This window comes from Mesorhizobium sp. M7D.F.Ca.US.005.01.1.1 (assembly GCF_003952545.1).
In the GTDB taxonomy this organism is placed as follows: Bacteria; Pseudomonadota; Alphaproteobacteria; order Rhizobiales; family Rhizobiaceae; genus Mesorhizobium; species Mesorhizobium loti.
In genome coordinates this window covers 2,350,055-2,372,447 of the sequence record NZ_CP034453.1, presented here as the reverse complement: position 1 = coordinate 2,372,447, position 22,393 = coordinate 2,350,055, and the positions used below count along the sequence as shown (strand labels likewise).

The following is a 22,393-nucleotide window of genomic DNA, read 5'->3' as shown; positions in this document are numbered from 1 at the left end:
ACGGGGCTGTCTCGGTGCTGCGTCGATGGAAGCGGCCTTCGCTATTGCGCCATGGCGCAGATCGTAAGCGCCGCTACCCGTGCCCGCTGCGCAAGGGTGGCGATTTCGATATACTCTTCCTCCGTATGTGCCTTGCCGCCGACCGGACCGACGCCGCAAATCGTCGGCGCGCCGGCACTTGCGGCAAAGCCGGAATCGGCACAGCCACCGGTGAACTCGCCAGCAATATCGAGGCCGATATTCCTCGCGACCTGGAGGTAACGCATGGTCAATCCGTCGCTGAGCGGTGTCGGCACGAGCGGGAAGAAGTCGCTGTCGCGGACAGCCTTTGTGCATGTCCCCAATACGGACGAGTTGGCCATGATGGCATCAATGGCTTCTATCAGCCAATCGCGCTGGGCGTTGGTGACGAACCGCACATCCACTTCGCCACTGGCTGTTGGCGCGATCGTATTGACCGACACGCCGCCGCCGACAATGCCGACATTCAGCGTCATGCCGTCCTCGACACGGGTCAGCGCGTGCAGGGCATTGATCTTGTGGGCAAGCTCGGCGATGGCGCTCGCGCCTTCGGTGAAATTGACCCCGGAATGTGCGGCCTTGCCGGTAATGTCGAAGCGATAGCTGAAACCGCCCTTGCGGCCGGTCACGATGTTGCCGCTGACACGACCTGGCTCGGAATTGAAAACAGCGACGGCGCATTTCGCATCCGCCTCGATATAGGGACGCGCTGTCGCCGAACCGATCTCCTCGTCGCCGGTCATCAAGGCCACCACGGGAATTTCAGGAGCAAACCGCTTCAGCGCAGCCATCACGAAAGCATTCATGACAAGGCCGGCTTTCATATCGGCGACACCCGGCCCATAGGCTCGGCCGTCCCGGGTGCTGAACGGGCGCCGCGCCGCCTCTCCCTTGCCGAATACCGTGTCGCGGTGGCCCATCATGAGATAGTTACGGCGCCCGGCACTGTGGCGGACAGGACCAGTCGTCGCGCGCAGGATGTCGCCGAAATCGGGGACAGCGACCGTCGTGACGTCTATCAAATGCTCCGCATAGAACCGGACAAGGCGTGCGCCGACCCGGTCGACGCCAGCCTTGTCATAGGAACCGGAATCAATATCGACCAGTTCGCCAAGCAGGGCGAGCATGGCGGGCGCCTGTTCATCTAGCCAAGTGGAAATGGCGCCAGTCTTGTCGGTGGTCATGGAGCGGTGTTCTCTTCCTGTCGAAGTGGGCCAAGCGCGTTCACGTGTTCCCAGCCATTCAGTCGCCCTCGCCGCGGTTCGTGGAGATGAACCTCTGGAACCGGGCTGATTTCGGATTCTCGAACACCTGCCTCGCCGGACCATCCTCTTCGATCATGCCCTCGTGCAGGAAGATCACCCGGCTTGCGACATCGCGCGCGAACGCCATCTCGTGGGTGACGATCACCATGGTGCGACCTTCGTTCGCCAGGGCGCGCATCACCTTGAGGACTTCGCCCACCCGTTCGGGGTCGAGCGCCGATGTCGGCTCGTCGAACAGCATGAGTTCGGGCTTCATCGCCAGAGCGCGTGCGATGGCGGCGCGCTGTTGCTGGCCACCCGACAGGTGCGCGGGATAGGCGTCGCGCTTGTCGGCGATACCAACCTTTGCCAGCAACGCCTCCGCCTCGACAATACACTCGCGGCGCGGCCGGCCCTGGACGTGGATCGGCCCTTCGATCAGATTTTCCAGGATGGTCATGTGGGACCAGAGATTGAAGCTCTGGAAAACCATGGCGACGCGCGCGCGCAGCGTATCGATCTGCCTGCGATCGACGACAGCAAGGCCGTCGCGCTGCGGCTTGAGTTTCACGACCTCGCCGCCAACGACGATTTCTCCGGCGCTCGGCATCTCCAGCAGGTTGATGCAACGCAACAGCGTGCTCTTGCCTGAGCCGGACGATCCGAGGATCGCGATCACCTCGCCTTTCTGGGCATCGAACGAGATGTTCTTCAGCACCTCGAGTGGGCCAAAACGCTTGCGCAGGTTGCGCACTGAAAGGGCTGTCTGGTCAGACATTGACCTTCTCCATTGTGTTCGATGACGCCGGCGGCGCGCGCAGATGCGGCGTCAGCCACCAGTCGAGCAGGGCGACCAATCGCGTCAGAAGAAAATTGATGGCGAGATAGATCGCACCCGCGGCGATGAAGACTTCCACGGGACGATAGCTGGCAGAGATCAGGCGCGCGGCAATACCGGTCACGTCCATCATCGTGATGATCGACGCAAGAGAGGTCGCCTTGACCATCAGGATCAGTTCGTTGCCATAGGCAGGCAGCGCCTGGCGCAGGGCGATCGGCAGAACGATGCGGCGGTAGAGCAGCAACCCGGACATGCCGCATGCGCGTGCCGCTTCCACCTCCCGTGAAGGGACCGATCGCAAGGCACCGCGCAAGATCTCACTGCCATAGGCGGCGGTGTTGAGCGACAGCGCCAGGATCGCACACCAGTAAGGCTCGCGGAAAAACTGCCAGAGGCCGAGGCCTTGCAAGGTCGGGCGAAATTGCCCAAGGCCGTAGTAGATCAGGAAAATCTGAACCAGCAGCGGCGTGCCACGAAACAGGAACACATAAGTCCGCGCTACCCAGTCCAGGCCCCGGATGCCGGACATGCGCATCAAGGCCAGCACGACGGCGATGAACACGCCGATGGAAAAGGCGATCAGTGTCAATTGCAGCGTCAGCGGCACACCAGCCAGCAACTCGACGAAACTGTCTCGGATGAAAAGCAGGTCCACTACACCGCCTCCCGCACCATGTTTCGCGCGGTCCGTTTTTCCAGCAAGTCGAAGATGCGTTGCGAAATCCAGGTGATGACCAGGAACAGAGCCGCGGCTATGAGGTAGAATTCGAACGGCTTGCGCGTCGAGCCGGCGGCGATCTGCGCCTGGCGCAGGATCTCGACCAGCCCGGTCACCGACACCAGCGCCGATTCCTTCAAAGTCATCTGCCAGACATTGCCGATGCCGGGTATTGCATGCCGCGCGACCTGCGGCGCGATGATCCGGCGAAACAAGAGCAGGCGATGCATGCCAATCGCCTTGCCGGCTTCGATCTCGCCTGTCGAAAGACTACGAAAGGCGCCGCGAAACACTTCAGCCTGATAGGCGCCGGAGACGACGCCAATGGCCGTGGCGCCGGCGATGAAAGGCGGTATGCCGACAAAGCCACCCTCGCTCCAGAGCCGGAAAAGTGCCGACAAAAGCAGGCTCCCGCCGAAATAGAACAGATAGATAACCAGAAGATCGGGAACGCCGCGCAGCACCGTCGTGTAGACATCGGCAAGGACACGGGTGGTCATGCCGCCGGCAAGTTTTGCCCACGCGATCAGGCCGCCGATAACGATGCCGAGTAAGAAGCCCGCCATCGCCACCATGATCGTCACCAGCGCGGCAAGCAGCAGCGCCTTGCCCCATCCTTCAGGTCCGAAGCCGACCAGATCCAGAAAATCCATGCGCCGCTATCCCGTCATCCGGTCCATGACTGGCCCGACCTCATACGTTGAACTGGAAACCGTCAACCGTCAGCGTCTGCCCAGTCATGAAACACGGTTGCGACGTCGCCAGGAACGTCACCAGACGCGCCACGTCATCGGCGCAGCCCAGCCGCCCAAGCGCGATGCCCTTGATGACCTCATCGGCGCGGTCGGTCACGTCGGTATCGATCTCGGTGCGGATGACACCGGGGCAGATCGCGTTGATGGCGATGTTCGGACCCAGTTCCTTCGCAAGCGCCCGAGTCATGCCGAGAATGCCCGCCTTGGCGGCGGCATAGGCGAACCGGCTCACCGCCGCCGTGACGCCGCCCGAAAGCGCGTTCAGCGACGACATCGACACGATGCGTCCGCCACCCTGCTCCAGCATATGCGGCGCCGTGTGCTGGATATAGTTGAAACAGCTCTTCAGATTGATGGCGATCGCCCGGTCGAACTCGTCTTCGGATATGTCCAGAATTCCCTGCGGCGCCGATCTGCCGGCATTGTTCAACAGGAAATCGACACCTCCGAAGCGGGCAACCGCCTGGCTGACGACTTCGCCGGCCCGCTGATGGCTGGACACATCGGCGATAAAGGTCGCGGCCTCGACGCCGAGCGCGACGATCTCGCCGGCCGTCGTCTCTAACTCGTTTTCGAGCAGATCGACCAGGGCGATGTTGTAGCCCGAGCGTGCCAGATCCAGAGCGCAGGCCTTGCCGATCCCGCGCGCCGCGCCGGTGACAATGGCCGTCTTATGTTGTGACTGCATTCTCGAAACTGCTCCTTTTCAACATCTGCCGAGCATGGTATGGCTCCGCCGATATTCTTCAATAGGAATATGGTTCACATATATGAACAAAAATGGTGATTCCGACGTCAAATCCGCAGTCCGGGTTCTGGAGATCCTGGAGCTTCTCGCGCGCTCCCCAAAGGCGCTGTCGCTGAAGACCATCGTCGCCGAGCTTGGCTACCCCAAGAGCAGCACCTTCAACCTCCTGGCGACACTCGTGTCGCGCGCCTACGTCCTGCGCGACGAGGCCGACGCCTACCGGATCCACGATGCCTTCCGAAACGGGCCGGGCTGGACGAGCGGAAACGAGGCGCAACTGGTCGCCACCGCCCAGCCGCTGATGGATGCGTTGCGCGAGACAGAGGGCGAGACCGTCTTTCTCGGCGCACGCCGCAAGGATGGACGCGTCAAGCTTTTGGCCAAGAGCGTCAGCCACCGCGCGATCCGCTTCGATTCCGACCTGACCGGCTCCGATCCCGCCTTTTGCACCGCGATGGGGCGGGTGCTTCTCTCGCATTGGCGACCCGACAAGGTGGCGGCCTATCTGGCGCGTGAACGCATCGTGCAGATCACCGACCACACGGTGATCGACCGCGTGCAGATCCGCAGGATCATCGAGGCGGCCCGCGACAATGGCTACGCCATCAGCGACCAGGAGGCCATTACCGGCGGATCGGGCGTGGCGGCACCTGTCCGCGACGCCACCGGTGAAGTGGTTGCGGCCCTCAACATCGCGACCATATCGCCCCGCTTCGACGCCTGCCGCGATCGCATGATTGCCGCGGTAATCAGGAACGCAGCCGAGCTCAGCTACCGGCTCGGCTACAAGGAAACGACGACGAAAGATCAATAGAATGGACATTCATTTCGAGGGACAGCGCGTGCTGGTGACGGGTGCTGCGCGCGGCATCGGGCGTTCGATCTGCGAGAGCTTTGCCGCCAACGGCGCGGCGGTGCTTGCCACCGACATCGATGAAGAGGCGTTGAAGCCGTTGCTGGACGAGGCAAGGCCTGCGCGTGGCGGCTCGCTTGCCGGCGAACGCATGGACGTCACAAACGAAGCTGACATCACCAAGGTCGTCGCGCAGCACGCCGGCGACCATGGCTTCGACATCTTCGTGCATGTCGCCGGTGGCGTTCTCGGCCAGGCCCGCAAGCCTGTTGAGGACGTCCCGGCGCGCGACTGGGACCGCATCTACGACGTCAATGTTCGCGGCGCCTTTCTTGTCACGAAGGCCGTGGTTCCGGCCATGAAGAGCCGGCGTCATGGCAAGATCGTCCACATATCAAGCGGTGCGGGCCTGGGCGTCAGCCTGACCGGCATCCAGGCCTATGCCAGCGCCAAGGCTGCCCTGATCAGCCTGACACGGCAGTTGGCTCATGAACTCGGCCCGTTCGGGATCAACGTCAATGCGGTTGCCCCCGGCTTCCTGCGCACCAGCCCCGACTATGAGCGGCAATGGGCGTCGTACGGCGAAGAGGGACAGCAGGCGATGATCAATTCAATCCCGCTGCGGCGGATCGGATTGCCCGAGGATATTTCCAACGCCGTGCTGTTCCTGGCTTCGCCCCTGGCCAGCTGGATTGCCGGCCAGACCTTGTCCGTCAGTGGAGGACCAAGCCTGTGAGCAGCGCAAACGAAACGCCGGTCCCGACCTGGACCTGGCCCGAAGAACGGTTGCAGACGATCATGAACCGCGCCCGTGCCGGGCGGAGCCTCAAACCGGAAAGCTGGCCGCAGGGCGGCGCCTGCGCCGTGGCGCTATCGTTCGATTCCGACCACGACACCTTCGAGCTGCGCGATGGCGGCCGCTCGATCTCGGCCCTGTCGCAAGGCCAGTTCGGCCCTAGGCAAGGCATCCCGCGCATCCGTAGCCTGCTGGCACGCGAAAGCATTCCGGCGACCTTTTTCGTCCCCGCGGTTTCGGCGATCCATTATCCAGATGAGCAGCGAGACCTCATCGCCAGCGGTCACGAGATCGGACTGCACGGCTGGATTCACGAGCGCAACACCTTGCTGGATGCGCAGACGGAGCGTGATCTGCAATTGCGTGCCGCCGACGTGCTGGAACAGATCACCGGCGTGCGTCCTGTCGGCATTCGCACCCCCTCATGGGATTTCAGCGATAACACCTTGCGCATCACCGCCGAGATGGGACTGCTCTACGACTCGTCGCTAATGGCCGATGTCGATTGCTATGAGCTTCTGCTGGACGGCAAGCCCAGCGGTGTCATCGAATTGCCGGTGGAATGGATCCGTGACGATGCCGCCTATCTGGTGATGGATCGTTGGGGTGGGCTGCGACCGCAGATCGCGCCGCATGACATCTTGAAAATCTTCATCGCCGAGTTCGACGCCGCCTTTGACGAGGGCGGCATCTTCCAGCTGACCATGCATCCCGACATCATCGGCCATCGGTCGCGGATCTGGATCATCGACGCGCTGGTTGCTCACATACGCGGCCGCGGCAAGGTCTGGTTCGCCACCCATGCGGATGTCGTGCGCCATGCCAAATCCGGCTGCGCCTGACGCCCGAGTTGCAGAAACCTGAACACGGTTCATGTATGTGAACGTGATTCTGCTTTTCAGACTCTGAAAGCCGGATCAAGGTTGGTGTTGGACTTCCCGGTGGTCCTCTACCAGGTGACCGGGGTCCAACTTCAACCTGGGAACGAAAACGAGAAAACAATGGCCTCAAGATCATCGCTGGCAGCCGCGCTTGCCATCATCGCATTGCCTCTGCTGGGCGGCGTCGCCACGGCAAAGGACTGGAAATCGGTTACCGTCGGTGTCGAGGGCGCCTTCCCGCCATTCAACTCCGTGAATGCAGGAGGCGAGGTCGAAGGGCTCGATCTCGACGTCATGAAGGAAGTCTGCAAACGTGCCGCGCTCGATTGCAAGATCGTGGTGCAGGATTGGGATAGCCAGATTCCGTCATTGCTGGCCGGGAAGTTCGATGTGGTTCTGACCATGGGTCCCAATCCGGAGCGCCGCAAGGTCATCGATTTCTCCGATCCCTACGTCATAACGCCCAACACCTTCCTCGTGCCCACGGATGGCCCACTCGCCAATCTGCCTCACACAGGCGAGAGATTGTCGACCGATACGCCGGAAGGCCAGAAGGCCGTGGCGGATTTGAAGGAAGCGCTGAAGGGAAAGACGCTTGGCGCATCCCTGTCCACGAGCCAGTTGCAATTCGTCGAGGAGAACTTTGCCGGCGCTGTCGAAGTCCGGACCTACAAGTCAGCCGAACAAAGCCACCTCGACCTCGAAGGCGGCCGCATCGACGGTCAGTTTGATAATGTCGTGTTCGTCAATGATCGCGCCAAGGGCAGCAGTGGCGCGTTGAAGGCAAGCGGCCCGTTGCTCACCGGCGGCATCATGGCCACCAATGTGTGCCTAGGCATCCGCAAGGAAGAGCCGGAGCTCAAGGCAATACTCGATAAGGCAGTCGGCGAAATGCGCGCCGACGGCACGTTGGCCAAGATCTCCCAAAAGTGGTTCTCGATGGATCTAAGCCCACAAAAATAAGATAAGGGCAGCGGTGTAAGCGTTTATGCTGCATCGTTGCGCCCCCGCCGCCAAAAATTTTCCGCTCCATCAAAAGCGCCAAATATTCCTCTCGCTGCCAATCTCCCCCCTCGTGAGGGAGATGTTCGGCAGGAGAAGGTATGAACGCGCTTACGAAATCCGGTAGGTGTCGGGGCGCCGATCCTTCCAGGGAGATAGTTCGCCAGTTTCTTGAGGGTCGTCTCTCATTAACCGCGACGCTGCGGCAAGTTGAACGCCTCGGCCGATGTGCAGATGGCCAGCATGGTGCTATGGCCGCCTACCGCAACGCAGTCCTCCAGCACGGTCAAGCCCGCGATCCCGACCTGGGCAGTGATGATGCAATGGCGTCCAATCCGTACATTGTGCGAATCTGAACGAGGTCATCGATCGTCGTCCCGTCTCCAATGACCGTGTTGCCCCACTGCCGCGATCGACAGTGCTGTTGGCTGGGGCCGATGGGGCAGTCCCAAGCGATCACCGTATCGCCGAAGTCACCCGAGCTACGCTCGATCTGATCGAGGTCGAAACGCTCAAAGCAATACCGACTCGGTAAGCCCAAGACCCGCTTCATGTGTGTTTTGTCGCTATAACATAGATTGACAATCTATCTTTTATGTCGCATCCATCGAGGAGCGAACTCAAGGCTTGAGCCCGCTTGCATTGGAAAAAACAAGAGCGTCCAGATGAGCGAGAACGGTCGGAGTAGGAGAATTATCGTCGTCGACGGCGTCCCGTTGCCGGACGTGCTCGACGAGACAATGATCCGCGGCGTGGTCCACGGTTTTTATGACGAAATTCGTCGTGATGACATTCTCGGCCCCATTTTCCACGACCGGATTGAGCCCGACAAGTGGCCGCAGCATCTGGCGAAGATGTGCGACTTCTGGTCCGCGACGCTACTTCGGACTTCGCGATATGAAGGCCGGCCACTACCGCCACACCTGGCTATAGCCGGTCTCGGCGAGGCGCATTTCCGTCGCTGGTTAAAGTTGTTTCGCGCAACGGTATGCCGCATTTGCCCGCCCGAGGTGGCGGCGCTCTTTATGGAGCGCGCGTTGCGCATCGCTCACAGTTTCCGTCTCGCGGTCGCCTTCAGCCGTGGTGAGACTACGATTGGCATAGACCCGATTGCCGAGAAAGACCTGTGATGCCTAATTGGTTTGTTAGCGGTTCCCATAACAGCACGCCAACCCAAGAGAGGAACCACCGGTGAGGCTGACCAACTTCTCGGACTATGCTTTGAGGATGTTGATGTACGCGGCCTCCGCCGGCGATCGCTTGATCACGATCGAGGAGACGGCTCGCACCTTCAAGGTGTCGAAGACACACCTCAACAAAGTCGCCAATACGCTGACACGCGGCGGCTACCTGAAGGCGGTCCGCGGCCGTTCCGGAGGTCTTGTTCTTGGGCTCCGGCCCGAGATGATCCGAATCGGCGACGTCATCCGGCTGACCGAGCCGGATTTCGCGGTTGTGGAGTGCTTTGCCACCGGAAACCAATGCGTGCTTACCGGCTCCTGCAAGCTTTCAAGGATGTTTGGCGAAGCGATTGCCTCTTTCCAGAGCACCCTTGACCGCTACACGCTGGCCGACGTCACGCTGATGCCTCAAGATTTCCTCGGCAGGCCGTCACCACTCCAAGTTTCCGGCGTGGCGCAAAGCGGCGGGTAAGCTCGACATCTCTTTACGATCGGAGACAAAATGTTGCGCCGCTAACGATCAAGAGCCGCACCATCTTGTCGCGGATCGATTTGAGAACGGATCAGACAGTCGTCACAGTCACCTACGCAGGCGTTGCCCCTTTTGCCGGACGCATGCCGATTTTTCTCGCACGGAGACGAGCCATGGTTGAACCAAAGAAGAACGATAAGCCGATAACAAATCAGTTTGAGTCTGGTATCGACCCGGACAACAGTCTGTTGCCGATGCTGATCGGCGGCCTTGTCTTGATCGTCATCGGCGCGATCATCGTCATGATGTTCGTCTAGTTTCGGAATGACATAGGCGCCCACGGGTGCGGTGTCGCGCATTGTCGGCGAGCCTGATGTTCGGAGAGTTGAACACCAGTTTTCTTGGGTTGGCGAGAGATCTGCAAACTCCTAAAGCGTCTGTCTGAACTGAATGCCAACATCCATCGGCGGTCCAACTCCGTCCCGCGGAGCACTCGGCGTCCACGGCGATATGGACCGCACCGGATCTGCGGCACAGATCGGTTAGTCGAATTTTTCCACCGCATATGGCGAAAGGTTTGGTCTTGGGGCGATGTGTGCGACGCACCGGTCCATGTCGTTCGACGAACACGCTTCGATACGTTGAGCCGAACCACGCTGGCCGACTGTTCAAGTCCTGCCGCAACGCAAGCGGTCACCTTGACAACGCCCGGAACGCTGACTAATAATCACCCTAATCGTTTAGGTTAAGCTCTCGGCTTGCCTCGACGAAGGAGGATAGACCCTTGGCAAGATCAACGATGCGCGACATCAGTCGCGCCACAGGCTTGTCTGTTTTCACCGTATCCCGGGCTCTTAGTGGAGCCGACGGGGTCTCTGAGGCAAGCCGACAGCTAGTGCTGAAGGCGGCGAACGATCTCGGTTACGTGCTCAACCGCGCGGCCCAGGAATTGCGCCGGGCCAGCCGGGACTCGGTCGCCGTCATTACCGCAAGCACCTCGAATTCCTACTACCTCGACTTGATGGCAGGCATACAGCAGGCTCTCGAACCGTCGGCATGGACGGTGGTTGTCGGCGACGTCGCGGTCAACGGCGCGTATGACGCCCGCCTTGAGGATCGGATGATCCGCCGCCTCATCGAGTCACGGACCGCTGGCGTGATTTCGACCCTGACCCTGAAGGCCGAGAACACGCGACTGCTCGAGCGCTGGGATATCCCGCTGGTCTTCGTCGACTCGTCGCCACCAGCGGAGGCCGCGCACATACCAAGTGTGACGACCGACAACTACAATGCCAGCTTGATGGTGGGCAAGCATCTTGCCGATCATGGGTACAAGGACTGGCTGTTTCTGGTCTATCCGTCGAAATGGTCGACACGGTTCGACCGTGAACGCGGCATCAGGGAGGCGGCGCGGATCCACGGGGCCGACCTGCTGGTGTTGGAGTCGGAGAACGACGCTGGGTCCGGCTATAGCACGCTGTCGCGCCATCTCGACTTGACTGGCAGCGTCCCGCGCGCGCTGATCGCAGGCAACAACCCACTGCTGCTCGGCTCCATGAAACTTGCCGCGGAAAGGCGCATCGCAATTCCGCAGGAAATGGCGGTGGTGGCCTATGACGAATTCGCCTGGTCGGAGCTTACCGATCCGCCGATGACGGTGCTGAACGAGCACAGCGAGCAGATTGGCCGTCTTGCTGCGATGACCCTGCGCAGGATCATCGACAAGCAAGTCGAAGCCGAGAAACGGGGCCAGGCGCCGACCCCGGTCTATCTTCCGGAGGACCAGCAGCGCGTGCCTGCCCGTCTGATAATCCGCTGCTCCTGCGGCTGTTCGAGAGACAGCGCGCATGCCCAAGGCCCGATGACCTCGCAGGCAGCCTAGCGACAACTGGAATGGAAGGACGATGACCGGGCTACTTCGCGCTTGAACCTAAACGATTAGGATAGTCGAAACTCGGAATCTTGCCGCGGTGATAGTCGCGGCTTGGAAGTCGAAGAACCGAATTTGCCGTCACATCACGGCGGCAGACAACAAGGAGGAAAAAACATGAAAGCAAAGACCAATATCCAGCTTATGACCGCTGCATCCCTTGTGGCGCTCGGCTTGTCCTTCGGGGCAACCCCGGCCTTGGCGGAAGGCAAGCTTCCCAGCAAGATCGAGAAGATCGGCCTGATGGTGCAGGACATGTCCAATCCGTTCTTCTCCGCCATGACGAAAGGCGCGGAAGATGCCGCCAAGCAGATCGGCGCCACCGTCAACGTGCAGGACGCGCAACTCGACCTGGCCAACCAAAACACCCAGATCGACGCCTTCATGCAGCAGGGCGTCAATCTGATCGTCATTTCTGCGGTAGACGAAGCCGGCATCGAGCCGGCTATCCAGCGGGCCAAGGATGCCGGCATCATCGTCATCGCGGTCGATACCCCGGCTCACGGCGCCGACGCGGTGATCATGACCAATGCAGTACAGGCGGGCGAGAAATCATGCGAGTACCTCTTCCAGCAGATGGGCGGAAAGGGTCAGGTGCTCCTGGTGGACGGCACACCAATCCAGACGATCATCGACCGCATTAATGGCTGCAAGACGGTCGCCGCGAAATTTCCCGACATCAAGATCGTTGGCCAGCAAGCCTCGAAGAATGACCGAGCCTCCGGCCTTGCCGTGACAACCGACATGCTGACGGCCAACCCGGACGTCACAGGTATCTTCGGCATGAACGATCCGTCAGCGCTCGGCGCGGTGCTTGCGGTCGAACAGGCCGCCAAGACCGGACAGATCAAGGTCACCGGCGTGGATGGCAGCCCGGAAGCCGTCGCCGAACTGAAGCGGGAAGGGTCGCCGTTCATCGGCTCTGCCACGCAGAATCCGGCGGAGATGGTACGCCAGGCGGTCAAGGTCGCGCAGGACATGATTGCCGGCAAGGCGCCGAAGGACAAAACTATCCTCATCGAAAGCGTTCTCGTCACGCGCGACAACGTCACTCAGTATCCCGGCTGGTAACCATCTCCCAGACCAGCCGGCGGGGAGCGGCCTTGCGCCGCTCCCCGCCTCAAGACCCGTGAGGCTGCCATGAGCACCCAACTTCCGCTTCTTGTCATCGAAGGCGTCTCCAAGCGCTTCGGGGCAACGCTTGCGTTGAACAAGGTCCGTTTCGACCTCAGAGCGGGCGAGGTGCATGCGCTGATGGGTGAGAATGGCGCGGGCAAGTCGACCCTCATGAAGATCCTCGCCGGCAATGTCCAACGCGACGCGGGGCGTATGCTCATCGACGGCCACGAAGTCGAGATCCGCTCGCCGATTGATGCCTCCGCCAATGGCATCGCCATCATCCACCAAGAGCTCAACACCGTGCGCGACATGACGGTCGCCGAGAATCTCTCGCTTGGACGCGAGCCGCGCACGCGCTTCGGCATGCTTGACCGCCGCCGCATGGAGCAGCAGGCACGCGAGAAATTGGCACGCATCCACTCGACGATCGATCCGCGGCGGCCGCTCGGCTCGTTGAGCGTGGGCATGCAGCAGTTGGTCGAGATCGCGCGCGCCGTTGGCGAAAACGCCCGCGTCCTCGTGCTCGATGAACCGACCGCGGCGCTGTCGCGGGCCGAAGCACAGGAACTCTATCGGATCATCGGCCAGATGCGCTCAGCGGGGGTGGGGCTCATCTATATTTCGCACCGCATGGAGGAGGTTTGGCAGTTGGCGGACCGGGTTACCGTATTCCGTGATGGCGGCTACGTGGGGACCGGCTCCCTGGCCGAGATCAGTCCGCAGGACGTGGTCCGCATGATGGTCGGCCGTCCGGTCGCCGACCTCTACCGCCACGACAAACGCACCGCTGGCGCCACCGTACTCGAAGTCGAGGGGCTCGCGGGCGACGGCGTCGGCCCGGTCGACCTTTCGGTTCGCGCCGGAGAGGTGGTCTGCATGGCCGGATTGATCGGTTCCGGCAGAACCGAAGTCGGACGCCTGCTTTTCGGCGCCGACCCGCGCACCGCCGGCTCAGTCCGGATCGAAGGGCGCCCCAGTCGCCCGTCGGACCCATTCGAGGCGATTACCGACGGCATTGGCATGGTGCCTGAGAACCGGAAGGAGCAAGGCCTGTTCCTCGAACATTCGGTGGAGGACAACATCGCGATCAGTTCGCTCGACCGCTTCGTTGCCGGAGGCGTGGTCAATCGAACGGAACGGCGTCATGCCGTTATGGAGCAGATGAAGCGGCTCAAACTCCGGCTCAACGCAATCTCGCTGCCTGTGAAGGCTCTGTCTGGTGGAAATCAGCAAAAGGCGGCGCTCGCCCGATGGTTGCTGCGCGATTCCAGGGTACTGATCCTCGATGAGCCTACCCGCGGTGTCGACATCGGTGCAAAGCGCGAGATCTACGAGGAGATCGACCAACTGGCCCGCGCCGGCAAGGCTATCCTCATCATATCGTCGGACCTGCCGGAGGCGATCGGCATAAGCGATCGTCTTCTGGTCATGCGTAAGGGCATGATCGTGTCCGAACTGGTTTCGGAGAAAACCTCGGAAGAGGAAGTGATGCTTCATGCGACGGGCACCGCGACCCATCGCGGAAACACAGGAGTGCAAACGTGAATACCGCTCGCGACGAGGTCACCCAGTCAACACCGGCCGCTCCGGATGGCGCTCCCTTCGATTTCGCCAAATGGTGGGACCGCGTAGGCATTCTCATGGTGCTGGTCGCGCTTGTGATCCTGATGTCGGCCATCGCGCCGAACTTCAACCGTGTCGACAACCTGCTCAACATTGCACGCGCCATCTCGGTGAACGCTATCCTGGCGGCAGGCATGACGCTCGTCATCCTGACCGGCGGCATCGACCTTTCCGTTGGATCGATCGTCGCCGTTTCCGGTGTGGTCTCCGTCATCGCCGCCATAGCGGGCCTGCCGGCGCCGGCCGCCATCTCTATCGGCCTTGCCGTCGGCGCGGCCTGCGGCCTGGTCAACGGAGCACTAACCGCCTACCTCTCGCTCGCGCCGTTCATCGTCACCCTGGGGACGATGACCTTCCTGCGCGGCCTTGCCTACACCATCACCAAAGGCCAGCCGATCGTTTCGAGTTCCCTGAATTTCAAAGACATCGGCAACGGATACCTCTGGGGCATCCCCATGCCGGTCATCGTGATGGTGATCGTCTACCTGATCATCTGGTTCATCCTGGAACGGACGCGCTATGGCCGCCATGTCTATGCCGTGGGCGGCAATGCCGAGGCGGCCAAGCTGGCCGGCGTGCGCGTCAAACGAGTCATCACATCCGTCTATGTCCTGGCCGGCGGTTGTGCCGGTCTGGCAGGCGTCATCTTCTCCGCTCGCGTCATCTCGGCCCAACCCACCGCCGGGACCGGCTATGAACTCGACGCGATCGCGGCGGTCGTGCTCGGCGGCACCAGTCTTGCCGGAGGCCGCGGCCGAATTGTCGGCACGCTCATAGGATCGGTGATCCTTGGTGTGCTGGGTACCGGTTTGATCCTGCTCAACGTGCCCTTCTTCACTCAGTTGCTGATCAAGGGCGTGGTCATCATCCTGGCCGTCGCCATCGACAGCCTGAAGCAGCGGCCGGGGCTTTTCCGCTTTCGCAAAAACGTGCCACCCGGCGCGTCCAGCCAATAACCGCCACGGCGTCTCGACCCGCCCTGACGCGGCAGGCGCATTACCCAACTCCCACTTTCTACTGGAGGGACCTCCATGACCCTTGGCGTTACCGTCACAGATCCTCTTGCAGGCCGGCGAGACCATGAGCCGATCGTCTTTTCCGTCGCCGCGGACCTGCCGCATACCCTGTGGTGGGCTCGCGACGACGCCGGCAACCGGGTGTTGTGCCAGCGCCTGACGCAGTGCGCCAAGCCAGGCGAAACGCGTTTCACGGCGACCGTGAGCTTCAGTGGCCATCTGCGACTGACGCTGGACGAGCCGTGCAATCCAGCTTCGGTCGACGTCCCCGGCATTGCGGTTCTCAAGGGCAGAGAAACAGACTGCTTCGCGCGCCTTGATACGGGTGCATTCGATCTCGAGCTCTGCTCCGGCACAGCGCAAGGCCTCGGTTCGTCCAAGTGGGGAATCCGCCACTTTCGGTCATTGGCCGACAATTTCGAGCTGCTGCCCTCCGGCAATAATGCCATCGGCGGCTTTTACGGGCCTTTCTTCACCCCGGAGAACGGCCTCATCAACCCGCCTGAGCACACGACCGTCGAGATCGAGACGCTGGAGCGCGGTCCGGTTCTGCACCATTATCGTATGCACGGTACGATCCCGGACGGCCTGCTGGATGAACTCAGGGGCAAGCGCTTTTCGATCGACTGGATGTTCACTTACGGGACAGCTTTTTTCCAACGCCGCTATATGATCGATCCCTTCCAGACGGTCATCAACGGCCACTACGTCGCCAACAAGATCACCGTCGGCGACGAGTTCGAGGGCGGCAAGGGCAAGCTCGTGTTCGATCGCTTCGCCGCCTATGGCGGAACCCGTTATCGTGCAGGTGACCCCTACGCCGGCGAACTCGTCGCCATGGTGGCCGACACGGTGACCAATTCGGCCAACCAGAGCCGGAAGTTCGAGGAATTCCGTTCGCATCTAAGCGATATCGAATCCGCCCACTGGGACCTCTACTGGCGCCTGTTCTGCAGGTGGGAGGGTGTGCTTGGTGAAGATGAACTGCGTGAGCGGCTCGCGCGGGTGCGCGCCGCGGCGCATGTCAAGGCCGACCACACGGACCGGCATTGGATTCTGACAGATCAACCGGTCGACGTATCGGCCGTCGAACATGAAACGATCTTCCCCGGTCCAGCCGACAAGACAGTGGAATTCGACGAGGCCACGGGCCGCGCGATGGTCTGGTGGACATCGGAGCCGTCCGGGGCTTTCCAGATCGTCCAGCGGCGCCAGTCAGGGTGGGTCAATTGGGGCACTAATGGCGAGAATGAATGCCCGGAACTTCCCGTCGGTGTCCAGATCAAGACGGCATATGGCCGTTTCGCCGACCGCTGGCAGGCCATAGCGGATCAATTGGAGACGCCCCCGACTGTGCGCGCCGTATAGAAGTTCCCCTCGCGCGTGCAGACGCGGCGATTTAGCCGGATTGATGCGGCGAAGCCGACGCCTCACTGAATTCTAAATCCAACGTTCCTTCGTCGCCCAACATACTTCGTAGAAATAGTTAATATCACTACAAACAATATATTATAGGATAGAATCCAATAGCAAATTCGGATACGGATTCAATAGTCTCCATAGGCGCTGCTCTGCCTCAAGCTAAGAGCAAACTCTTCAGCAAGTCGAAGTCCGCCGGGGTCAACCCCCGTCGCGTAACCTCTTTGCATCAGATGGGAGCTGATAACTCCGGTGCCAATGTTGCCTGCAGCACCTGGAGCATAAGGGCAGCCCCCCAGACCACCCACCGAACTATCGAACGTAGCGATGCCCCAATCCAACGCGACGTCCACATTCGCACGAGCTCGCCCGGAAGTGTCATGGAAGTGGCAGGCCACCATCGGTGCTGGAACCCGGTCGAGTACGCGTTCCAGCATGAGACTTACGCGCTCCGGCAATCCCCGGCCGATCGTATCCGCTACCGATATCTCATGGCAACCCAGGTCCATCAGGTGCGAAGAAACCATTGCGACCGCGTCGGGTGCGATTTCGCCCTCGTAAGGACAATCGACGGCACAAGACACGTAGCCGCGAACTGGAATGCCATGCGACCTCGCGAGGCTGATCACCGGCACGAATCGTTCCAGGCTCTCGGCTATGGTGCAGTTGATGTTTCTGGACGCGAAAGTCTCTGAGGCGCTGGTAAAGACGGCCAATTCGTCAGCGCCCGCGGCAATCGCGGCTATGGCACCCTTGTCGTTGGGCACCAGCACGGAGCGTATCAAGCCGTCTCGCGCCGGCGTTCGCCGCATCACCACGTCATGATCGGCCATCTGAGGCACCCATCTTGGCGAGACGAACGCGGTGACTTCGATACGAGAAAGACCAGCATCAGCCAGCAGACGGATAAGCTTTAGCTTGTCCTCGGTCGAGACGATGTTTTTCTCATTTTGCAGGCCGTCACGAGGGCCCACCTCGACGATCGTGACCTTGCGATCGCCGCTCATTAATGGACGGCCGCGTACATGATCGTTTCTTCCGTGGCAATCCGGCGGTCCATTTCCTCGACGATCTTGCCCTGGCGGGCAATGAGGATGCGGTCGGAAAGGCTGAGTATCTCCGGCAGGTAAGACGAGATTACCGCGACTGCGATCCCCTGGTCAGCAAGCTGGTTTATGAAGGTATGGATTTCGGCGATAGCGCCGACGTCGACGCCGCGCGTCGGCTCATCGAAGACCACAAGTCTTGGCTTTTGGACGAGCGCCTTGGCAATCACGACCTTCTGCTGATTGCCGCCGGACAGTTCGATGACTTTCGCATCCGGGTCGATGGCCCTCACATTGAGACGTTTACGCCATTCCTCGGCAACGGACCGTGCTTGCTTCATCGACACGATGTTGAAGCCGCCAAATGATTGTCCGCCGAGTTGGCCCATATAGATGTTTTCGGCAATGCTCATCGTCTCGAAGAAGCCTTCAGCCTTTCGCTCTTCGGTCACATAGACAACGCCGTCACGCACTGCCGGCGCGGGTACCAGATAGCGCTTGGATTGGCCATCGATCTTGACTTCTCCGCCATGAAAGAAATCGCGTTTCAGAACCCCGCATACCACTTTCAGCGTCTCGGTCCGGCCGGAGCCGACCAAACCGAAAATCCCGGTCACCTGCCCCGCATACAGCGAAAACGATGTGTTGCGCACCATGTTGCCCATCGAGAGATTTTCGACGGAGAGCACTTTTGCGCCACGCGGCCTTGGAGCGCGCATGCGCGAGGCACCGCTGTAGATCTCATCTGTCAGCGTTCGACCGACCATGGCCTGAATGATCTTCTGACGATCGAACGCGGCGGCCTTGTCCGAGGCCACCAGCCTGCCATCTCTCAGGATGGTAATCCGATCCGCAACCATGAGCGCCTCTTCAAGCGCATGCGAAATGAATATGATGGAGACCCCCTCGTCCTTCAGCTTCCTGATCAGCTTGAAGAAGTAGCTCTTTTCCTCCGGCGTGAGGGTCGCCGTCGGCTCATCGAAGATGATTACCTTTGCCTTGTGATGCACCGCTCGCGCGATCTCGACCATCTGCTTCTGTGCGGCGCCTAGAGAGCCCACGATGGCTGAAGGATCGACATGGAAGTTCAGGGACTGGAGGAATTGCTGAGCGGAAATGTAAATGCCGCGAAGCCGGTTCAGAGGCTTCTCTTTTCCCAGATAAATATTCTGGGCGACGGACATCGACGGGACCAGGCTGTTTTCCTGGTAGACCATCGCTATCCCCTTCGCCAGTCCCTCAGCCGGGGTTGCGAGCTTCTCCTCACGGCCGTTGATGAACATCTTGCCGCTGCTGAGCGGATAGACGCCGGCGATGATCTTCGTCAGTGTCGACTTTCCGGCGCCATTCTCGCCGAGCAACGCATGAATCTCACCGGGCAGCAGCTGAAAGTCGACATCCGAGAAAGCGGGATTGCCGCGAAAATCCTTTGTAGCGGCCTTGAGTTCGACAATCGGTGTCATGCTGCCGACCCCATGAGAACCGAGAGGTCGTCCGGCTCGGTTTGAGAGAGATGATCGAGCGCAAGGATTTCGCCGCGACCTTTGGAGGCGATGAACAGCCTGTCGCGGATTTCAACACAGGATGTGATGCCGTGCCGGCGGCCATCAGCCCTGCTGTGAGCGCTCCAAATGGGCTGAAAGCTGTCATCGAGACGAAGCAGGAGACCATAGGAACGGCTTGGTGCCCAGGGTTTGTGGATGCCCAGTCGGATGACGCTGCCCGACTGCAGCGGTTCCTTGAAGCTGCGTCCGCTCGAAAGCGTAGGTGCGATCCAATATTCCGGCGCAATGGTTTCCATCATTTCGCGCCTGTAGCGGTTTTCGCGCAGAACAAATTCCTGCAGCTGGGAGCGGACCGCAAACATCGTTAGCCAATATCCATTCTGGCTGGCCGGCTGAATCCGTCCGGGATATGCGGGCAAATCCGCAAGCACCGTTGCGATGCTGCCGTCGACAACGTCCAGCGCCAAAAGGCGATGTTTCCAAGCTTCAGAAATGACCAGCTTGCCGCCCCTCGCTACGGTGACGCCCGAGGGAAATCCTAGTCCTCCTTTGACGAGGCTCGCATTTCCGGCTCCCAGATCAATTCTCACGACGCTTCCACTGCGGCCAAGATTCAAGAGATCCCGGCTCCATTCGTGTGCCGAATGGGCGCTCGAACCATTGCAAACGACCAGCGTGTCTTCATCCAGGAAAACGGCGGCCGTTGGACAGTTGAGCTGCTGGCCGGACAGATTCGCGGCAAGTCGCTTGCCATCATGCCGACCACCGACGATCGCGATACCAAGATTGTCCAAGCCCAGGGCAAGAGCGCCTTGCGGCGACGCGGATAGGAACGTGATCTCGGCATCGCAAGTGCTTCGAACAGAGGTGCTTCCGTCGTCGTGAAGTTCAACCAGCCGGTTGCCAGAGGTGAGCAGCATTTGCCCCCTTGCAATCGCAAGATTGTCCGCCCCATCTATCATCGAGACGCTGGAGATGCGCTCCAGGTAGTTGTTGGGCTTGAGCGCGCCATCCATGACCGGAACCGTGATGGAATGATCGCCACGCCCACCCATGAACTTGTCGAAGATACTGCTGATGCGACCAGACATGCTCATGCGTTTGCTCCCCAGTAGGACGCTTGTGACGTCCACGTTGGATCGGCATCGGGCAGCTTGAGACGGCCTATCCGATCATTGTAGAGCCCGCCAAGATACAGATAGCCTTTGTGCTCACGCATCGACGTCACCATCGGGTGGTTCTTGCCTCCGAGATCCCAATAGGATTCCACGATTTCGCCGTTCGGCTTGAATTTGAGCACGCACCCCGTGTTGATGTTCGGGAACAACCATTCGTCACGGGCCACGCGCTTGGCCATGCGTTTGCGCAACGACGGCATTCTCATCGCCAGGTCGAGAGCCGGCGACCGCATGCCGACAAGCGCCACCCAAAAACTCCCGTCCGAAGCTCGATTGATGTTGTCGGGATACCCCGGCAGGTTCGGGATCGTCGTTTCACAGGTGCCCTTCTTGGGACCGTCGAACCAGTATCGATTGACACGGCAGCCCCAGGTCTCGGCGAAGAAGAACGATTGACCGTCGCCGGCCATGCAGACCCCATTTGGGAATTGCAAATTTCTGAGGATCGTTTTGGTCGAACGATCGCGCGGGTCAAAGCAGATCAGGCGACCGTTGCCCCTGCTCTCCAGCGCATCTGTCGCCCAATCGTGCATGTCGTAACGGATGGTTGCCTCAGAAAAAAAGATGCGACCGTCCGGCGCGATGTCGAGGTCGTCGGCAAGCTTCAAACGGGAATCGTCGATCACCGAAAGGACCGTCCGCTTGGTCTCGTCGGTCAGCTTTGTGACCTGTCGATCCGGCGAAACCTGATAGAGACCCATCCCACCAATACAGACATTCAGGTTCTCGTTGGCGTCAAAAGCCAGCCCCAGCGGATGGCCGCCAATATGAACGAATATCTCCCACTTGGTGTAGTCCGGCGCGAAGAAGCGAACGATGTCGCCGTGCCGATTTGGACAATAGAGATTGTCGTTGCGATCGAAAATGACGTCCTCGGGACCCTCGATCTCGCCCTTGCCGATGAGCGACACGTCCTTCAGCCGATCGTTCAGCGCGTAGGGACTGTCAGATCCTGCATCAGTCTCGGGAAGTGCCGGGAGACGGAAATAACCGGGTGACACATACACCTTGTTCAGAAGCTTGTGCCGGTTCTTGAGCCAACGGACGTCGATGGCCACCACGACGAGCAGAACAATACCGAGGATCATCGAGCTGATGCCGCCACTGATCCCGACGCGAACCATGCTGTCGGTCAGAATGAGCACAACAACCGCGCCGAGTACGGATTTCACCACCGACCCGCGGCCGCCCCCGAGGCTGTTGCCTCCAAGAACGGCGGCGGTTAGCGCCGCGATTTCGAGGCCGACTCCGGTGTCTGATCCCGCGCTGCCGAGGCGTGCCGCGAAAAACACGCCGGCCAACGAAGCGAGCACGCTCGACCAGACATAGGTGGTGAAGATAGTGAACTTGACCCGCAGGCCGGCATTGTAGGCGGAACGGCGGCTGCCGCCGACCGCCGTAATATGCCATCCGGCCCGTGCCCTGGTGAGAATGACGTGCCAGAGCCCTATGACGACGATGGCGACGATAAACGAGAAGGGAACGCCAAAGACCTGGCCTTCTCCGATAAAGAACCAGAGGTCGGAATCCGGGAAAACCGCCGATATCTGAACCGCGTAACGCAGGAGAAGGATATCGACGATCGATCGAATGATGATGAGTGTGACCAGTGTTGTCAGGAATGCCCGGATGCGCAGATAGCCAATCAGGAAACCATTGACCGCACCGCACAAGGCACCAACAGCCAGCGTGGCTATCACGGTGGCCCAAACCGGCCATCCCAGCAAGCTTATGCAAACAAGGGCCGTGATGTTGGCCAGGGCAAAGACGCTGCCAACCGAAAGATCGAGGCCGCCGGCAAGCAACACGATGCCCATGGCGACGACGACCAGCGAAAATTCCGACAGTTGGCGCGACGTCTCTGTTAGGCTCGACAGCGTGAAGAAATGCGGATTCTGGAGAAGAAAAAAGCTGATCGTCACGATCGTCGCAAGCACGGGAACGGCGTTGTCGCTCCAGCGCTTGGTCAGCACTTCGCCAAGCACCTTTTCCGGAAAATAGCGAAAATAGAGGCGCTCGATCGCTTCCATCTTAAGATCCTAACT

At 60.4% G+C, this 22,393-nt stretch carries 21 protein-coding genes; 12 read left to right on the top strand and 9 right to left on the bottom strand.

Annotation, left to right across the window (positions count from 1 at the left end; genetic code table 11):
* Positions 1-41: 41 nt before the first annotated feature.
* From EJ076_RS11480 to EJ076_RS11460, 5 genes are read right to left on the bottom strand one after another with little or no spacing between them, the layout of a single operon-like run.
* Complete coding sequence (locus EJ076_RS11480) at positions 42-1,205, bottom strand: M20 family metallopeptidase (protein ID WP_126067894.1); 1,164 nt, start codon at positions 1,203-1,205, stop codon at positions 42-44.
* 58 nt (positions 1,206-1,263) lie between these two features.
* On the bottom strand, positions 1,264-2,043 hold the full coding sequence (locus tag EJ076_RS11475) for an ATP-binding cassette domain-containing protein (protein WP_126067893.1): 780 nt from the start codon (positions 2,041-2,043) through the stop codon (positions 1,264-1,266).
* Entirely contained in the window at positions 2,036-2,761 is a 726-nt protein-coding gene (locus EJ076_RS11470; RefSeq protein WP_126067892.1) for an ABC transporter permease, read from the bottom strand. Before EJ076_RS11470 ends, EJ076_RS11475 begins: the two co-directional genes overlap by 8 nt.
* Positions 2,761-3,477 carry an ABC transporter permease subunit gene (locus EJ076_RS11465; RefSeq protein WP_126067891.1) on the bottom strand — a complete coding sequence of 239 codons (717 nt, stop codon included), beginning with the start codon at positions 3,475-3,477 and terminating at the stop codon, positions 2,761-2,763. The genes EJ076_RS11470 and EJ076_RS11465 overlap by 1 nt, the downstream gene beginning before the upstream one ends.
* A gap of 40 nt (positions 3,478-3,517) precedes the next feature.
* Positions 3,518-4,267, bottom strand: a complete 750-nt coding sequence (locus EJ076_RS11460) for an SDR family NAD(P)-dependent oxidoreductase (RefSeq protein WP_126067890.1) — start codon at positions 4,265-4,267, stop codon at positions 3,518-3,520.
* Between the two features lie 82 nt (positions 4,268-4,349).
* Here EJ076_RS11460 and EJ076_RS11455 point away from each other — a divergent pair, with 82 nt between their 5' ends.
* The 12 genes from EJ076_RS11455 to EJ076_RS11400 all read left to right on the top strand — a co-directional run bounded on the left by EJ076_RS11455 (position 4,350) and on the right by EJ076_RS11400 (position 16,568).
* On the top strand, positions 4,350-5,141 hold the full coding sequence (locus EJ076_RS11455) for an IclR family transcriptional regulator (RefSeq protein ID WP_126067889.1): 792 nt from the start codon (positions 4,350-4,352) through the stop codon (positions 5,139-5,141).
* 1 nt (position 5,142) lies between these two features.
* On the top strand, positions 5,143-5,916 hold the full coding sequence (locus EJ076_RS11450) for an SDR family oxidoreductase (RefSeq protein ID WP_126067888.1): 774 nt from the start codon (positions 5,143-5,145) through the stop codon (positions 5,914-5,916).
* Positions 5,917-5,978: 62 nt separating this feature from the next.
* The gene (locus EJ076_RS11445; protein WP_126071026.1) at positions 5,979-6,818 is read left to right on the top strand and encodes a polysaccharide deacetylase; all 840 of its coding nucleotides are present in this window, start codon (positions 5,979-5,981) and stop codon (positions 6,816-6,818) included.
* A 159-nt stretch (positions 6,819-6,977) separates the two neighbouring features.
* Positions 6,978-7,820: a transporter substrate-binding domain-containing protein gene (locus EJ076_RS11440; RefSeq protein ID WP_126067887.1), complete on the top strand. Its 843-nt coding sequence runs from the start codon at positions 6,978-6,980 to the stop codon at positions 7,818-7,820.
* Between the two features lie 704 nt (positions 7,821-8,524).
* Positions 8,525-8,989: a group III truncated hemoglobin gene (locus tag EJ076_RS11435; RefSeq protein WP_126067886.1), complete on the top strand. Its 465-nt coding sequence runs from the start codon at positions 8,525-8,527 to the stop codon at positions 8,987-8,989.
* 61 nt (positions 8,990-9,050) lie between these two features.
* Positions 9,051-9,512, top strand: a complete 462-nt coding sequence (locus tag EJ076_RS11430) for an Rrf2 family transcriptional regulator (protein WP_126067885.1) — start codon at positions 9,051-9,053, stop codon at positions 9,510-9,512.
* A gap of 65 nt (positions 9,513-9,577) precedes the next feature.
* Positions 9,578-9,829, top strand: coding sequence for a hypothetical protein (locus EJ076_RS11425; protein WP_126067884.1), 252 nt, complete (start codon positions 9,578-9,580; stop codon positions 9,827-9,829).
* Positions 9,830-10,311: 482 nt separating this feature from the next.
* Positions 10,312-11,394 carry a LacI family DNA-binding transcriptional regulator gene (locus tag EJ076_RS11420; protein WP_206438792.1) on the top strand — a complete coding sequence of 361 codons (1,083 nt, stop codon included), beginning with the start codon at positions 10,312-10,314 and terminating at the stop codon, positions 11,392-11,394.
* A gap of 165 nt (positions 11,395-11,559) precedes the next feature.
* Positions 11,560-12,513, top strand: a complete 954-nt coding sequence (locus EJ076_RS11415; protein ID WP_126067882.1) for an ABC transporter substrate-binding protein — start codon at positions 11,560-11,562, stop codon at positions 12,511-12,513.
* A gap of 135 nt (positions 12,514-12,648) precedes the next feature.
* A complete protein-coding gene (locus tag EJ076_RS11410) occupies positions 12,649-14,106 on the top strand; it encodes a sugar ABC transporter ATP-binding protein (RefSeq protein WP_206438791.1) in 1,458 nt (485 codons plus the stop codon).
* Positions 14,103-15,140, top strand: coding sequence for an ABC transporter permease (locus EJ076_RS11405; protein WP_245463020.1), 1,038 nt, complete (start codon positions 14,103-14,105; stop codon positions 15,138-15,140). Before EJ076_RS11410 ends, EJ076_RS11405 begins: the two co-directional genes overlap by 4 nt.
* Before the next feature lie 75 nt (positions 15,141-15,215).
* Entirely contained in the window at positions 15,216-16,568 is a 1,353-nt protein-coding gene (locus tag EJ076_RS11400) for a hypothetical protein (protein WP_126067880.1), read from the top strand.
* Positions 16,569-16,747: 179 nt separating this feature from the next.
* Here the strand turns inward: EJ076_RS11400 and EJ076_RS11395 are convergent, their stop codons facing one another.
* From EJ076_RS11395 to EJ076_RS11380, 4 genes are read right to left on the bottom strand one after another with little or no spacing between them, the layout of a single operon-like run.
* On the bottom strand, positions 16,748-17,626 hold the full coding sequence (locus EJ076_RS11395; protein ID WP_126067879.1) for a hydroxymethylglutaryl-CoA lyase: 879 nt from the start codon (positions 17,624-17,626) through the stop codon (positions 16,748-16,750).
* The gene (locus tag EJ076_RS11390) at positions 17,626-19,128 is read right to left on the bottom strand and encodes a sugar ABC transporter ATP-binding protein (RefSeq protein ID WP_126067878.1); all 1,503 of its coding nucleotides are present in this window, start codon (positions 19,126-19,128) and stop codon (positions 17,626-17,628) included. Before EJ076_RS11390 ends, EJ076_RS11395 begins: the two co-directional genes overlap by 1 nt.
* Positions 19,125-20,267: a strictosidine synthase gene (locus EJ076_RS11385; protein WP_126067877.1), complete on the bottom strand. Its 1,143-nt coding sequence runs from the start codon at positions 20,265-20,267 to the stop codon at positions 19,125-19,127. Before EJ076_RS11385 ends, EJ076_RS11390 begins: the two co-directional genes overlap by 4 nt.
* Entirely contained in the window at positions 20,264-22,378 is a 2,115-nt protein-coding gene (locus EJ076_RS11380; protein WP_126067876.1) for an SMP-30/gluconolactonase/LRE family protein, read from the bottom strand. Before EJ076_RS11380 ends, EJ076_RS11385 begins: the two co-directional genes overlap by 4 nt.
* Positions 22,379-22,393: the final 15 nt, after the last annotated feature.